Below are 14,923 nucleotides of genomic sequence, written 5' to 3'. Positions count from 1 at the left end.
CTGAGTTCAAACACCAAGTAATGAAATTCCTCGCCTTTGACACCAGCACCGACCGTATGTCGGTCGCCGTGACCGACGGCGCGCGCAGCTGGCAGCACAGCGGCCCCGGCGGCGCGCAGGCCTCGACCACGCTGATCCCGGCCATCCTCGCGCTACTGGCCGAGGCCGGCCTGGCGCTGGGCGAGCTGGACGCGATTGCCTTCGGGCGCGGCCCGGGCTCGTTCACCGGCCTGCGCACCGCCTGCGCCGTGGCCCAGGGACTGGCGCTGGGCGCCAACGAGGGCGCCGGCCTGCCCGTGCTGCCCATAGACACGCTGATGGCCGTGGCCGAGGAAGCGCGCTTTCAGCAGTTTGGCGCGGCGGCGGCAGCCGCAAAGCCGTTCACGGTCACGGCGCTGCTTGATGCGCGCATGGACGAGATGTATGTGCAAAGCTTTGAATTCAGCGGCGGGCAGTGCCGGTCGCTGGGCGAATGCGAGCTGGTCCGTCCCGAAGACTTTGTGCCCGATGCGGCCGCCGATCTGCTCGCGGGCAATGTGTTTGCCGTGTATGCAGGACGCCTGCCGGTGAATCTGCCCGCGCAAACCGAAGCCCTGCCCACGGCCGCCGCCCTCCTGCGCCTGGCGCCCGTGCTGGCGGCCGCCGGGCAGTGCGTGGATGCTGCGCTGGCCCTGCCGCTCTACGTTCGCGATAAAGTAGCGCTCACCACCGAAGAGCGTGAGCGGGTCAAGGCCGCCAAGCTCCTCGCCGAGGCTCCGCCCCCTTCACCATGAACGCCATCCTCAAACCCCTCGAAGCCCAGTTCGAAGCCATGACCCCCGCATGGCTGGATGCGGTGCTGCGTGTGGAGCAAGTCGCCTACGACCACCCCTGGACGCAAGGCAACTTCCTGGATTCGCTCAATGCCGGCTACCAGGCGCAAGTGCTGACAGGCGGCAATGCGCCCGACGCCGAACTGCTGGGCTACTTTGTGGCCATGAAAGGCGTGGACGAGGTGCACCTGCTCAACATCACCGTCGCGCCTGAGCACCAGCGCCAGGGCTGGGCCCGCATCATGCTCGACGCGCTGGCCATCTGGTCGCGCGGCGAGGGCGCGCAGTGGCTGTGGCTGGAGGTGCGCGTGAGCAACACGCGCGCCAAGGCGATTTACGAGCGCTACGGCTTTCGCCATGTGGGCACGCGCAAAAACTACTACCCGGCCAGGGCATCGGTGCGCGAAGACGCCGTGGTCATGAGCTACGCCCTATGAGCCTGGACCTCGACAAACGCCACCGCGCCATGCTGCGCGAGATGGGCGTGCGCGTGTGGCAGCCGATGCCGGCGCCGCCTGTGGCTGAAGCCGTGATGGAGGCGGCCCCTGCCCCGCAGGAAACCAGGCCCGCCGCGGCCCCCGCATTGCGCGAAGCACCGCCTCCGGCACGGACCGCTCCGCCGCCCGCCCGCGCCCCTGTGGCCGCACCGCAAGCCGAGGCGCGCGAAGCCGCCGCGCCCACCCAATCTTCCGGCGCCTGGAGCATGGGCGCCGCGCAGGCGCTGTATGCCGAGGCCGCCCATGCCGAAGGCGCGCGCTGGCTGGTGCTGGCCGAAACCCCGGCGGCCGCGCTGCAGCGCGAACCCTTCAATCCTTTCGAGGGCGAAGCCGGCAAGCTGCTCGACAACATGTTGCGCGCCGCGCGTTTGAACAAGGCCGGCGTGGTGCTGCTCGCGCCCCTGGTGCGCGGCGCGGCGTCCGGTGTGGGCGCCGCCCTGCCCGAGGCGCTGCCGGCCCTGTTGGCCAGCGCGCAGCCCGACGTGGTGCTGGTCATGGGCCGCCTGGCCGCCCAGGCCCTGCTGCAGTCCAGCGAGCCCTTCGGCAAGCTGCGCGGCCAGGTGCATGGCCTGCACGGCGCGCAGACGGTGGTGACTTACGACGCTACTTATTTGCTGCGCAACCCGTCCGACAAGGCCAAGGCCTGGGACGACCTGTGCCTGGCCATGAGCCGGGTGGCTACTCCCGCGGGCTGAGTCCGTGTCAAACCTTGGCGGTGTCCCGGCTGGGCGCCAGCACCGAGGCAATCGCCACCACCATCAAGACCACCGCGGCCCAGTCCTGCCAGTGCAGCACTTCGCCCAGGCCCAGCGCGCCTGAGAACACGCCCAGGATGGGAATCATCATCACGCTCAAGGTCGACGCAACAGGCGGCAACGCGCGCGCCAGCGTGAACCAGGCCGCGTGCGCAAAACCGAAGATCAGCACCGCGTTGTAAAGAATCGCGGCCCAGGTCGTGGGCGAGGGCTCCTTCCACAGCGGCATCTCAAACACGATGCCCAGCACGGTCAGCATCACGGCCGTCATGACCGTCATCCAGAACGAGATCGTCAGCGTGGCGGCCGCGATGGAGGTCTTGCGCAGTTGCTGCGTGCCCAGCGCCCACACGGCCGCCGCCACCAGCGCGCACACCACGCCCAGCGGCCGGCCCGACAGGTTGGTCAACTCGTACCAGAGCAGCAGCGCCACACCCAGCGCCGCGGCGGCCACACCCAGCCAGTTGCGGGGTTTGAGCTTCGCGCCGAAAAACCAGGCACCCAGCAGCGCCGAAAAAATCGGCATGGTGTAGCCCAGGATGGCGGCGCGCCCGCTGCTGAGGTTTTTCACCGCCAGGATGATGAGCGCGTGCCAGACAAACATGTTCGCCGCGGCCAGCCAGAACAGCTCGCGCCACTTGTCGCGCGGCACGAAGAACGGCACCTTGAGCAGCACCATGGCCAGGCCCAGCACCGGAATGCCCAGCCAGATCGAGATCGCGCGGAAAGTCAGCGCCGGGAAATCCGAGATGCCCAGTTTCATCACCGGCCAGTTCAGGCCCCAGACCAAAGTGAGGAGGACGAGGAGTATGAGCTGGCGGCGGGAGAGTTGCATGAAACTATTGTGCCCCCACGTTCGCCCACTGCGTGTTGCCTGCGGCTTCTCCCTGCCCCTTTCATCACGAGAGGGACCGCCCGCCTGCAGCCCGGCAAAGCCGGTTCCTCGGCTCATGCTGGGTTAAGAGTTGAGGCCTTATTTACAATGGGGGATGACCTTTCTCGACATGCTGACCGCCGCAGAACGCCAGAACCACTCCATGCTCTGCGTTGGCCTGGACCCGGAACCCGCCAAATTCCCCGGCAAGTTCAAGGGCGACGCCGGCAAGATCTACGATTTCTGCGCCGCGATCGTCGACGCCACCGCCGACCTGGTGATTTCCTTCAAGCCGCAGATCGCCTACTTCGCGGCCCACCGCGCCGAAGGCCAGCTTGAACGCCTGATGGAACACATGCGCCGCGCCGCCCCGCATGTGCCCATCATCCTGGACGCCAAGCGCGGCGACATCGGCTCTACCGCCGAGCAATACGCGAAAGAAGCGTTCGAGCGCTACGGCGCCGACGCGGTGACGCTCTCGCCCTTCATGGGATTCGACTCGGTCGCGCCGTATCTGAAGTACGAAGGCAAGGGCGCTTTCCTGCTGTGCCGCACCTCCAACCCCGGTGGCGACGACTTGCAGAACCAGCGCCTGGCTTCTGTCGATGGCCAGCCGCTGCTCTATGAGCACATCGCGCGACTGGCGCAAGGGCCATGGAACCTCAACGGCCAGCTGGGTTTGGTGGTCGGCGCGACCTACCCGGCGGAGATTGAGCGTGTGCGGGCCGTGGCGCCTGTCCTGCCTTTGCTGATTCCTGGTGTGGGCGCGCAGGGTGGTGATGCGGTGGCCACCGTCAAGGCTGGCTGGCGGGCCGGTGCACCCATCATCGTGAATTCTTCTCGCGCAATTCTGTACGCGTCTGGAGGGGATGATTTTGCTGATGCTGCGCGGCGGGAAGCGGTGAAAACGCGGGATGTGCTGGAGGCGGCCCGGAGCGAAGCCTCGAAGCTTTAGCCCGGGCTTCGCTGTCCTTCTTCCCCATTCGGGCTCAGGTATCGAAGCCCCTGCTTGCACTGCCCGAACGGATGGACTCGGCTGTTCTCTTCAATCTGTGTAAATCTGCGTAATCTGCGGATAAAAAGAATGATCCGCAGATTACGCAGATTTACACAGATAAAACCCATCAAGAGGGCTTCGATACCTCAGCCCGAACGGCTGAGAGGCTCAGCACTCCTTATCAAAAGCCATATAACCCAGCCGGGTTGTCGACCAGAATCTTCCGCCGAACCGCATCACCCGGAACCCACGAAAACAGCAAGTCATACAAATCCACTTCCGAAGGCGCCGGATTCCGTCCCGGATGCGGCCAGTTGCTGGCCCACAGGCAACGCTCAGGAAACTTTTCGGCCAGCGTGCGCGCAATCAGGCTCACGTCGTCATAGCCGGGCGCGCCGACCTTGGAGGTCTCATACGGCGCCGACAACTTGATCCACACCTTGCCGGTATCCAGCACGCGCAGCAGCGACTGTAAGGAAGGATGCTCGGGCTTGACGGGCTCGAGGAATTTGCCGTTGTGGTCAATCACCAGTTTGCAGGGCAGGCGCTTGAGCACCTCTTCATGCTGGGGGAAATCGCGGCCGTCGAGCTGCAGGTTGATCATCCAGTCCATGCTCGCCAGCCGCGCGGCCATGGGTTCCAGGGAGTCCCAGCTGAGGACCGGGTTGATCATCATGTAGCGCACGCCGCAGATGCCGCCGTCATGCAGGCGCCGCAGTTCGGCGTCGGTCACGTCGGGCGCCACCAGCGCGATGCCGCGGCCCGATTCGCCCAGCTGCGCGACGGCGTCCAGCGTGCAGCTGTTGTCAAAGCCATAGGCCGAAGGCTGGACGACGACGGCGCGGCTCAGGCCTAGCGCCTTCTGCACTTCACGGTAGGTGGATACCGGCAAATGCGGCGGCACCCAGGCCACGTTGGGCACCATGGGGTATTTGTCTTCGTAGATGTGCACGTGGCAATCGCAGGCGCCGTCGTAGGTGGTGTTCTGGGTGGCTTGCATACAAACTTTCGGGAAAAAAGAGAAGGATGGGATAAGGATTTCTCAGGCGGCCTGGGGGGCACGCGTGGCCTGACGCCAGCGCGTGGCTTGCTGCGCGTTCACCGCTCCCTTGGGCGCGCGGCCTTGCAGCAGCTCGGCCACCTGGGCCACCGTTTCCAGGGCCTGGTGTTCCACCGCCGGCGGCGTGAGGCCGCCTATGTGGGGCGAGGCGATCACGCGCGGGTGCGCGGCCACGCGCGGCGAGGGCATCTGGTCGGGCGCGCGGCCCACGTCCACCGCGCAGCCGGCGATGGTGCCGGCGTCCAGCGCGGCGAGCAGCGCCTCCTCATCGACCAGGTTGCCGCGCGAGGCGTTGATGAAAAACGCATCAGGCTTCATGGCCGCGAAGGCGGCGGCGTTCATCATGTTCTCGGTGGCCTCGGTCGCGGCGGCCAGACAGACCACGTAATCGGAGCGCTGCAGCAGCGGCAGCAACTCGGCTTGCTCCAGCTCCTTGCGGCCGGTGGGCGTGTAGGGGTCGTGCACCACGATGCGCATGCCCAGCGCGAGCGCCACGTCGCAGAGGTAGCGGCTGATCTGCCCATAACCGATCACGCCTAGCGTCGCGCCGCGCAGCTCGCGGCCCATGGTCGGTGCCACGGGCCGGCCCGCGTGGTAGTCGGCCGTGGTCGCGCTGATGTGGCGGCTCAAATCGATCATCACGCCGATGATCCATTCGCTGACCGAAGGGATGAAACCCGCGCTGGCCTGGGTGACCAGCACGCCGTGACGGCTGGCGGCCGGCACGTCGATGTTGCGGATGTCGATGGCGCAGCGCACAAAAGCCAGCAGGCGCGGCAGCGCCGCGAACAGCGCCTCGTCGCCCACCGTCTGGCGGTAGGAGATGATGACCTCGCAATCACCGGCCAGCGCGGCCAGCTCGCTGGAGGAGAGGTCGGTGTCGCCCGGGTTGAAACGCACGCCGGCGACGGCTTGCAGCGCGGCGATGGCGCGGTCGCCGAAGTAGTGCGCGAGTTTGCTTTGGGGATGGCTGACGAAAACCGTTGTCATTCAAAAACCTTGTGTTTTGTCCGTGTCAAAAAAATCAGCGTTTGCCCGCGCGGTATTCGGCGACGGAATCGCGTGCCACCAGCGTCGGCTGGAAGATGAATTCTTCCGTGGCAATCGACGGGTCGGCCAGCCGGCTCATCACACGCTCGACCATGACCTGCGCCATCTCGGGCACCGGCAGGCGCACGCTGGTCATGGCCGGGTGCATCAGGGTGGAGAGGAACACGTTGTCGATGCCGATCACCGACACGTCCTGGGGCACGGCCAGGCCCGCGTCGCGAAAGCCCGCCATCAGGCCGAAGGCCATCAGGTCGTTGACGCCTATCACGCCGGTGGGCCGCTCGGGCAGTTTGGCCAGCAGGCCGGCCTGGGCGCGGCCGACTTCGCTCATCATCGAGTCGCCGTATTCGTCGACCGGCGTGCCTTCGACCACGCTGGCGCTGCCCTCGAGCCCCGCGCCCTTGGCGGCCGCCAGGAAGCCGGCGATTTTCTCGTTACGGCTCATGGTGCGGCCGGCCGGCGTGACAAAAGCCAGGCGCCGGTGGCCCATGTCGATCAGGTGCTGCGTGGCGATGCGCGCCGACTCGAAGCTGTCCACCGTGACGTGGTCGATGATGGAACGCATGTTGGGCGTGGCGCGCCTGTCGTAGCTCACCATCACCAGCCCGCGCTCGGCCGCGGCCTCCACGTGCTGCTCGTCGATCAGCGAAGAGATGATGATCACGCCGCGCACGCCGTGGGCCAGCAGGTCGTCGAAGAAGCGCGTTTCCTTGTCCTTGTCGCGGTAAGTGTTGCCTATCATGATGCGAAAGCCGTAGCGCTCCTGCGCCAGGGTTTCGATCTCGCGCGCGATGAAGCCGTACATCGGGTTGGCCATGGACGGCACCAGCAGGCCTATCAAGGGCGTGTGGCCGGTCTTCAGGTGCCGCGCCGTGGTGTTGGGGCGGTACTTGAGCTGGGCGATCGCCGCCTCCACGCGCGCCAGCGTCTCGGCGGCCATGCGGTTGGCGCGGCCGTTGAGCACGTTGGACACGGTGCTGGTGGAAACCCCCGCCAGGGCGGCGACATCTCGGATCTTGCTCACGTTTTTTTGTCCTGTCTTTTTTAGGCGTCCGCTGGTTGTGGCGCGTGAAAATGTGAAGAAATCGTAGCGAGCAAGCCCGAGGCCGGCAGGAGGACCGGGACCGAGGCGTGCAGCAGATTTATCCGCATTTTCACAGGCCCATGCGGGTCGGCAGCCAAAGCGAGAACTGCGGCACCAGCACCAGCACGATCAGGGTGACAAACAGCACCGCCAGGTATTTCATCATGGGCCGCCAGACGTCCTTGAGCTCGGTGCCGGTGATGGCGCAGGTGGCGAACAGCCCCAATCCTATAGGCGGCGCGAACAGCCCCAGGCCCATCGCAATCACCATGACCGTCCCGAAATGCAAGGGATTGACGCCCAGCTGCGAGGCAATGGGGGTCAGCAACGGGCCAAAGATGATCAGGGCGGGCGCGCCTTCCAGCACCGCGCCGAAGACGATCATGATCAGCACCGACAGCAGCACGAACATGGTGCTGCCGTAGGAATGCGCAAACCCGATCATGAAGGTCGACAGGTATTGCGGGATCTGCTGGATGGTCAGCGCGAAGGACACGCTGGACGCCGCCGCCACGATGAAGAGGATGCCACCGGCCATGGAGGCCGAGCGCACGAAAAGCTGCGCCACCGATTTGACGGTGAGTTCGCGAAACGCCATCCAGCCCACTACCAGCGCATAGACCACGGCAAAAGCCGAGACCTCGGTGGAGGTCGCGACGCCGGACGTCACGCCCTTGCCTATCATGGCCACCATCACCAGCGCCACCATGGCGCCGCCCAGCAGGCGGAACATCGGCGTGCGCACGTCAAACGCTTCGTCGGGGTTGATGCGCGTGCCCACATACACCGTCACGGCCGCCAGCGACAGCGCCAGCACCGCGGCCGGCACCAGCCCGGCCATGAAGAGGCCGGCGATCGAGATGTTGGCGACAAAACCCATGATGATCATGTTGATGCAGGGCGGGATCGTCTCGGCCATCACGGCGGTGCAGGCCAGCAGGCCGGCGGTTTCGTTCGGGTCCTGTTTGGTCTTGCGCACGGCCGGCATGATGATGCCGCCCACCGCCGCGATGTCGGCCAGCTTGGAGCCCGACACGCCCGAGAAAAAGGCGGTTGCCGTGATGGTGATCAGGCCCAGCCCGCCGCGCACGCGGCCGAACATGCGCAGCAGCAGCTCGATCAGGCGGGACGACATTCCGTTGGCTTCCATCAGCAGGCCGGCCAGCACAAAGAAGGGGATCGCCAGCAGCACGTAGTGGTCGGTGCCGGCCATCACCTGCTGCGAATACACCAGCATGGGCAGCGAGGGGTCGGCCATGAAAAACACCAGCGAGGACAGGCCCAGTACAAAGGCAATCGGCACGCCCAGCACCAGCCCGCCGACAAAGCCGACGGTCAGCAGCATCCAGGGCTGGATGGCATGGCCCGGCACCAGCATGTTCCAGCCGACCACGGCGGCCACCATCGCGATGCCGACACCCAGCGTGGACCAGACCACGCGCGAAGGGCCGTTGACCGCGTTGGCCAGGCCGAACATCGTCATGAACAGGCTGCCGATCACCACCGGGAAGGTGTAGATCCACTGCGGCAGGCCGATGGGTGTAGTGCTGGACCAGGAGTCCACCAGCAGGCCGACGGACGAGACGAAGAGGCAGGCCGACACGGCCACGATGATCCAGCTCGCGAACTGGATCAGCGCCGGTTGCCAGCGCGCCGGCAGCAGGCCGCGGAAGATGTCCACGCCCACGTGCTGGCTGCGCGCCAGGACGGTGGCCGCGCCGAAGAACACCAGCACGATCATCAGCGCGCGCGCCACCTCCTCGGCCCAGTCAAAGGGCTCGTGCAGGAAGTAGCGGAACACCACCGAGACGAACACCACCAGCACGTCGACGGCCAGCACCACGCCCGCGACGTATTCGGTCATGCGCATCAGCCAGGCCAGCCAGCGGCCGGGTGAATGGCCGACGCTGAAGCCGGGAACGGACGCGTGCGCCGGGTTGTGCGTGACCGCCTCAGGCGCGGCCGCGGGCAAAGCTGCCGACATGCTGGCTTCCATGTTCAGCCTCGCGCCGCGTTGATCGCCGTGAACAGCGGCGCAGTTTCAGGGTATTGCCTGGCGAAGCCGGCCCAGAGTTTGCTCTCCATTTCCTTGCGGACCTGGTCGCGCTCGTTCTTGGCCATGGGGCTGAAGGTGATGCCGAGTTTTTTCAGGTCTTCAATGCCCTGCAGGCCTTTTTCGGTGCCGGTCTTGCGCAGCTGGATGGTCGAATCGGCGGCGGCCTTCATGAAGGCGGGGCGCAGCTCGGCCGGGATCCTCTCGACGCCGCGCTTGCCCATGATGCAGACCATGGGGCTGAACAAATGCTCGGTCATCCAGCAGTACTTGACGACCTCGTTGAGCTTGCTCGCCAGCACCGTGCCGGAATCGTGTTCAAAGCCGTCGACCACACCGGTCTGCGCGGCCATGTAGAGCTCGCCGAAGGAAATCGGCGTGGGGATGGCGCCCATGATCTTGAAGGTCTCGATAAAGGCCGGCGTGGGCAGCACGCGGAGCTTGACGTTCTTGATGTCGGCCAGCGACTTGACCGGCTGCTTGGTATAGACGTTGCGGGCGCCGTAGTGCGCGCTCCAGGTGATGACCTGGCAGCCCGTGCCTTTTTGCAGCATCTCGTTGAGCTTGGCGCCCACGCCGCTGTCCAGCGCCTTGGCCACGTGCTCGTAGCTGTCGAACAGGTAACCCAGGTCCAGCATGCCGAGCTGCGGCGTCACCGTGGCCCAGATGGACGAGCCGGTCAGCATCATGTCGATGGAGCCGACCTTGACCTGCTGCACCACGTCGCTTTCCTTGCCGAGCTGGTTGTTGGGGAAGTAGTCGATGCGGATCTTGTCGCCCACGGCCTTCTTGAGGTTGGCCTCCATGAGCTGTTGCCAGGCGAAGTGCGAGGAATTGAGGTCGGGCAAATGCGCGGACGACAGGCGCAGCGCGACAGTCGATTGGGCGCTGGCCAGGCCCGAAAAGCCCGTCGCCATGGCAACGGAAGCGGCGGACGTGGTCTGGACAAAGCGGCGGCGTGAAAGTGAAGTCATTTTTTGTCTCCTGATGGTGTTTTGCGATGCGCTCGGGAATCTTGGCGTTCTTTGTAGAACGATTTACTGTATCGTTACACCAAATTCCCCGTCAAGCCGGGTGAGAGCGGTTTTTGATAGGTGTTTTCCTCCGTAAACGCAGGTTTTGGCTGGGTTTTGGTGCGGGTGAGGCGCTTGAAGCTGCACGAAAGTCCGGACGCTTGTTTCAGGGCCCCGGCAATCGCGGAAAACCCGGGTCTTGACGCGATGGGAGGGCGGCGCAGAATGCATCTGGCTGCCTTCCCAACTTGTATGTACAAGTTATTCGAGGACAGGCGGCGCAAGCGGGGCATACGGGCACGATTCGTGCTCGCCCCTGATGGCCTGGGCGCGGTCGCCACAAGCGGTTTCAGCGCACTGTTTTTGAACCGTCCAACCGAAGGAAATCATCTTGAACCACATGCTTCCCCTCCTGAGCCGCCGGGTCCTCTGTGCCACGGCCGCGGCCGCCATGCTGGCCTGCAGCGCCGGCGCCGTGCTGGCTGCCACGCCCAAAGACACGCTGGTGCTGGCCTTCGGTTTCGACGACATCATCACCATGGACCCGGCCGAGGCCTTCGAGCTGTCGGCCGGCGAAATCATGGGCAACACCTACGACCGCCTGTTGCGCCTGGACGTGAATGACCCGTCCAAGCTGGTGGGCGACGTGGCCAAGTCCTGGAACGTCTCGGCCGACGGCAAGACCTACACCTTTGAATTGAAGCCCGGCATCAAGTTCGCCTCCGGCAACCCGCTGACGGCCGAGGAAGTGGCGTATTCGCTGCAGCGCGCGGTGATGCTGGACAAATCCCCTGCCTTCATCCTGACGCAGTTCGGCTTTTCCAAGGACAACGTCAAGGACAAGATCAAGGCCACGAGCCCGACCACGCTGACGCTGGAAACCGACAAGGCTTACGCGCCGACCTTCGTCTTCAACTGCCTGACGGCCAACGTGGCCGCCATCGTCGACATGAAGCTGGTGCAGTCCAAGGAAGTCAACGGCGACTGGGGTTATGCCTGGCTCAAGACCAACTACGCCGGCTCCGGCCCGCTCAAGCTGCGCGAGTGGCGCGCGAATGAAATCGTGGCGCTGGAGCGCAACGACAACTACTACGGCACCAAGGCCAAACTGGCGCGCGTGATTTACCGCCACGTGAAGGAATCGGCCACGCAGCGCCTGCTGCTGGAAAAAGGCGACATCGACATCGCCCGCAACCTGAGCCCGCAGGACATCGCGGCGCTCTCGGCCAACAAGGACGTGAAGCTCACCTCCACGCCCAAGGGCACGGTCTACTACATCAGCCTGAACCAGAAGAACCCCAACCTGGCCAAGCCCGAAGTGCGCGAAGCCATGAAATACCTGGTCGACTACGGCGCCATCGGCGACACGCTGGTCAAGAACATCGGCGTGATCAACCAGAACTTTTTGCCGCAGGGCCTGCTGGGCGCCAGCACCGTCAAGCCCTACAAGCTCGACGTGGCCAAGGCCAAGCAGTTGCTGGCCAAGGCGGGCCTCGCCAACGGCTTCAAGGTGACCATAGACATGCGCACCATCCAGCCGGTGCAGGGCATCACCGAGGCCTTCCAGCAGACGGCCAAGCAGGCCGGCATCGACATCGAGATCATCCCCGGCGATGGCAAGCAGACGCTGACCAAGTACCGCGCGCGCACCCACGACATGTACATCGGCCAGTGGGGTGCCGACTACTGGGACCCGCATTCGAACGCCGACACCTTCACGCGCAACCCCGACAACGCCGACGACGCCAAGGCCAAGCCGCTGGCCTGGCGCAATGCCTGGGCGATTCCCGAACTCACCAAACAGTCGGACGCCGCCGTGCTGGAGCGCGATGCCGGCAAGCGCAAGAAGATGTACGAAGACCTGCAGGCCGAGTTCCGCAAGACCAGCCCCTTCATCATGCTGTACCAGCAGACCGAAGTCGCGGCCTTCCGCAACAACGTGGACGGCCTGAAGCTGGGCCCGACTTTCGACAGCAACTACATGTTCAACGCGTCCAAGCGCTGAGTTGTCAGTTCCCGACCCCACCGCCGCCGGCATGGCGCCGCTCACCGCGGTGAGCGCGCCCACGGCCGGCCGGCGTTTTGCGCCGCACGCCAAAAGCTTTGGCAATTTCCTGGTGGTGATACTGCTCACCTACCTGGGCCTGCTCGCGGTGACTTTTTTCATAGGCCGCGTGATCCCCATCGACCCGGTGCTCGCCATCGTGGGCGACCGCGCGCCGGCCCATGTGATTGAGCGTGCGCGCCAGGAGCTGGGCCTGGACAAGCCGCTCTACCAGCAGTTCTATATTTACCTCGGCAAGGTGCTCAAGGGCGACTTCGGTGTCTCGGTGCTGACCGCCAACCCGGTGATGACCGATATCAAACGCGCCTTCCCCGCCACGCTGGAGCTCGCGAGCCTGGGCATCCTGATAGGCGCCGGGCTCGGCGTGCCGCTGGGCGTGTGGGCGGCAGTGCGGCGCGGCAAGCTGGTGGACCAGGTGGTGCGCGTCATCGGCCTGGTGGGTTATTCGGTGCCCATCTTCTGGCTGGGGCTGATGGCGCTGGTGGTGTTTTATGCGCGGCTTGGCTGGGTCTCGGGGCCGGGGCGCATGGACGTCACTTATGAATACACACTCACGCCCGTCACCGGCCTGCTGCTGCTCGACACCGCCATGGCCGGCGAGTGGGAGGCTTTCCGCAATGTGTTCTCGCACCTGATATTGCCGGCCTCGCTGCTCGGTTATTTCGCGCTGGCCTACATCAGCCGCATGACGCGCTCCTTCATGCTCAACGAACTCGCGCAGGAGTACGTGATCGCCGCGCGCGCCAAGGGCTTGTCGGAGTCGCGCATCATCTGGCGCCATGCGCTGCGCAATGCCATGGTGCCGCTGGTGACGGTGATCGCGCTGTCGTATGCCGGTTTGCTCGAGGGCTCGGTGCTGACCGAAACCGTGTTTGCCTGGCCGGGCCTGGGCCTGTACATCACCAACTCGCTGCAGAACGCCGACATGAACGCGGTGCTGGGCGGCACCATCATCGTGGGGTCGATTTTTGTGGGCTTGAATCTGTTGTCAGATGTCCTGTACAAGTTGTTAGACCCAAGGACGCGCATCCGATGAGCCCCTCCAAGACCGCATCCTTGCGTGATTGGCTGGCGTCTGACAGGCCGACCTCGCGCCGTCAGGCTTTCATGGGCCGGGTCTATCACGGCTGCCGCGACTTCTCGCGCAACCGGCTGGCCATGCTGGGTTTGTTCATCGTGCTGGGCCTCATCGGGGTGGCGATCTTTGCCGACCTGCTGGCGCCTTATTCGGCCTACACCGGCGACCTGCGCACCACGCGGCTGCTGCCGCCTTCGTGGCAGCACTGGTTCGGCACCGACGACCAGGGGCGCGACATCCTCTCGCGCATCATCATCGGCTCGCGCATCACGCTGATGGTGGTGATCCTGGTGGCGGTGCTGGCCGCGCCGCTGGGCCTGATCGTCGGCACGGTGGCGGGGTATGCCGGCGGCTGGGTCGATGCGGTGCTGATGCGCATCACCGATATTTTTCTGGCGTTTCCGCGCTTGATCCTGGCGCTGGCATTTGTCGCGGCGCTGGGCCCGGGCATCCAGAACGCGGTGATCGCGATTGCCATCACCTCCTGGCCGCCGTATGCGCGCATGGCGCGCGCCGAGACGCTGACGATACGCCAGACCGACTACATCGCCGCCGTGCAGTTGCTGGGCGCTTCGCCCTGGCGCATTGTGCTGGGCCACATCATGCCGCTGTGCGTGTCGTCGGTCATCGTGCGCGTGACGCTGGACATGGCCGGCATCATCCTGACGGCCGCCGGACTGGGCTTCCTCGGCCTGGGCGCGCAGCCGCCCATGCCCGAGTGGGGCGCGATGATCGCCAACGGCCGCCTCTATGTGCTGGACCAATGGTGGGTGGCGGCCGCACCGGGCGCCGCGATTTTTGTCGTGAGCCTGGCCTTCAACCTGCTGGGCGACGGCCTGCGCGATGCGCTGGATCCGAAAGCCGCGAAATGACAGCGAACTCATCAACTCCCCTGCTGGTTGTCGAAGACCTGCGCGTCGCCTTTCCGCGCCGCGACGGCGGCATGACCGAAGCGGTGCGCGGCGTGTCCTTCACCTTGGGCCGTGAGCGCCTGGGCATCGTCGGCGAGTCGGGATCGGGCAAGTCGCAAACCGGCCGCGCCATCATGGGGCTGACCGCACCGGAAGGCCGCATCAGCGCCAGGCGCCTGGAATTTTCCGGCGTCGACCTGCTCAACTGCCCGCCCGCCAAACGCCGCGCGCTGCGCGGCGGCCGCATCGCCATGGTGCTGCAGGACCCGAAGTTTTCGCTGAACCCGGTCATGACCATAGGCGCGCAAATCGTGGAGACACTGCAGGCGCATACCCGTGTGTCATCGGCCGAAGCGAAGAAGCGCGCACTCGCGGCACTTGAATCGGTGCGCATCGACGACCCGGCGCGTGTCTACAAACTCTACCCGCATGAAGTCTCGGGCGGCATGGGCCAGCGCGCGATGATCGCGATGATGCTGATCGCCGACCCCGACCTGCTGATCGCCGACGAGCCGACATCTGCGTTGGACGTGACGGTGCAGCTGCAGGTGCTGTCCATCCTCGACACCCTGGTGGCCGAACGCGGCATGGGCCTGATCCTGGTCTCGCACGACCTGCGGCTGGTCTCCACCTTCTGCGACCGCATCCTGGTGATGTACGCGGGCCGCGTGGTG

The 14,923-nt window shown here is 65.3% G+C and carries 14 protein-coding genes; 8 read left to right on the top strand and 6 right to left on the bottom strand.

Features of this window, described 5'->3' with window-relative positions; all coding sequences use genetic code 11:
• Positions 1-20: 20 nt before the first annotated feature.
• From tsaB to ACLV8F_RS21070, 3 genes are read left to right on the top strand one after another with little or no spacing between them, the layout of a single operon-like run.
• A complete protein-coding gene (gene tsaB, locus ACLV8F_RS21080) occupies positions 21-773 on the top strand; it encodes a tRNA (adenosine(37)-N6)-threonylcarbamoyltransferase complex dimerization subunit type 1 TsaB (protein WP_411886159.1) in 753 nt (250 codons plus the stop codon).
• Positions 770-1,249 carry a ribosomal protein S18-alanine N-acetyltransferase gene (gene rimI, locus ACLV8F_RS21075; RefSeq protein WP_411886158.1) on the top strand — a complete coding sequence of 160 codons (480 nt, stop codon included), beginning with the start codon at positions 770-772 and terminating at the stop codon, positions 1,247-1,249. The genes tsaB and rimI overlap by 4 nt, the downstream gene beginning before the upstream one ends.
• The gene (locus ACLV8F_RS21070; RefSeq protein ID WP_411886157.1) at positions 1,246-2,004 is read left to right on the top strand and encodes a uracil-DNA glycosylase family protein; all 759 of its coding nucleotides are present in this window, start codon (positions 1,246-1,248) and stop codon (positions 2,002-2,004) included. Before rimI ends, ACLV8F_RS21070 begins: the two co-directional genes overlap by 4 nt.
• Before the next feature lie 7 nt (positions 2,005-2,011).
• On the opposite strand, the gene ACLV8F_RS21065 is transcribed toward ACLV8F_RS21070, so the two are convergent.
• Positions 2,012-2,899, bottom strand: a complete 888-nt coding sequence (locus ACLV8F_RS21065; protein ID WP_411886156.1) for a DMT family transporter — start codon at positions 2,897-2,899, stop codon at positions 2,012-2,014.
• Positions 2,900-3,053: 154 nt separating this feature from the next.
• On the opposite strand from ACLV8F_RS21065, the gene pyrF reads away from it, so the two are divergent.
• Positions 3,054-3,893 carry an orotidine-5'-phosphate decarboxylase gene (pyrF, locus tag ACLV8F_RS21060; protein WP_411886155.1) on the top strand — a complete coding sequence of 280 codons (840 nt, stop codon included), beginning with the start codon at positions 3,054-3,056 and terminating at the stop codon, positions 3,891-3,893.
• Between the two features lie 223 nt (positions 3,894-4,116).
• Here pyrF and ACLV8F_RS21055 read toward each other — a convergent pair whose 3' ends face one another.
• The 5 genes from ACLV8F_RS21055 to ACLV8F_RS21035 form a co-directional block, all read right to left on the bottom strand.
• Complete coding sequence (locus ACLV8F_RS21055) at positions 4,117-4,935, bottom strand: amidohydrolase family protein (protein ID WP_411886154.1); 819 nt, start codon at positions 4,933-4,935, stop codon at positions 4,117-4,119.
• A 42-nt stretch (positions 4,936-4,977) separates the two neighbouring features.
• Positions 4,978-5,985: an NAD(P)-dependent oxidoreductase gene (locus tag ACLV8F_RS21050; protein WP_411886153.1), complete on the bottom strand. Its 1,008-nt coding sequence runs from the start codon at positions 5,983-5,985 to the stop codon at positions 4,978-4,980.
• A 34-nt stretch (positions 5,986-6,019) separates the two neighbouring features.
• Complete coding sequence (locus ACLV8F_RS21045) at positions 6,020-7,069, bottom strand: LacI family DNA-binding transcriptional regulator (RefSeq protein WP_411886152.1); 1,050 nt, start codon at positions 7,067-7,069, stop codon at positions 6,020-6,022.
• Between the two features lie 130 nt (positions 7,070-7,199).
• On the bottom strand, positions 7,200-9,113 hold the full coding sequence (locus ACLV8F_RS21040; protein ID WP_411886151.1) for a TRAP transporter large permease subunit: 1,914 nt from the start codon (positions 9,111-9,113) through the stop codon (positions 7,200-7,202).
• Between the two features lie 14 nt (positions 9,114-9,127).
• Positions 9,128-10,156, bottom strand: coding sequence for a TRAP transporter substrate-binding protein (locus ACLV8F_RS21035; RefSeq protein ID WP_411886150.1), 1,029 nt, complete (start codon positions 10,154-10,156; stop codon positions 9,128-9,130).
• Between the two features lie 439 nt (positions 10,157-10,595).
• Here ACLV8F_RS21035 and ACLV8F_RS21030 point away from each other — a divergent pair, with 439 nt between their 5' ends.
• The 4 genes from ACLV8F_RS21030 to ACLV8F_RS21015 form a co-directional block, all read left to right on the top strand.
• Positions 10,596-12,200 (top strand): ABC transporter substrate-binding protein, encoded by a 1,605-nt coding sequence (locus tag ACLV8F_RS21030; protein WP_411886179.1) that lies wholly within the window; start codon positions 10,596-10,598, stop codon positions 12,198-12,200.
• A 31-nt stretch (positions 12,201-12,231) separates the two neighbouring features.
• Positions 12,232-13,296: an ABC transporter permease gene (locus tag ACLV8F_RS21025; protein WP_411886178.1), complete on the top strand. Its 1,065-nt coding sequence runs from the start codon at positions 12,232-12,234 to the stop codon at positions 13,294-13,296.
• Complete coding sequence (nikC, locus tag ACLV8F_RS21020; protein ID WP_411886149.1) at positions 13,293-14,210, top strand: nickel transporter permease; 918 nt, start codon at positions 13,293-13,295, stop codon at positions 14,208-14,210. Before ACLV8F_RS21025 ends, nikC begins: the two co-directional genes overlap by 4 nt.
• Positions 14,207-14,923 (top strand): ABC transporter ATP-binding protein (locus tag ACLV8F_RS21015; RefSeq protein WP_411886148.1); only part of this gene is annotated, 717 nt, incomplete at its 3' end. The genes nikC and ACLV8F_RS21015, both read left to right, overlap by 4 nt.

The sequence above is a fragment of the Polaromonas sp. YR568 genome (genome assembly GCF_943369675.1).
GTDB lineage: Bacteria > Pseudomonadota > Gammaproteobacteria > Burkholderiales > Burkholderiaceae_C > Polaromonas.
Note: the sequence above shows the minus strand (reverse complement) of the source record. Positions and strands in the feature narration are given on the sequence as shown.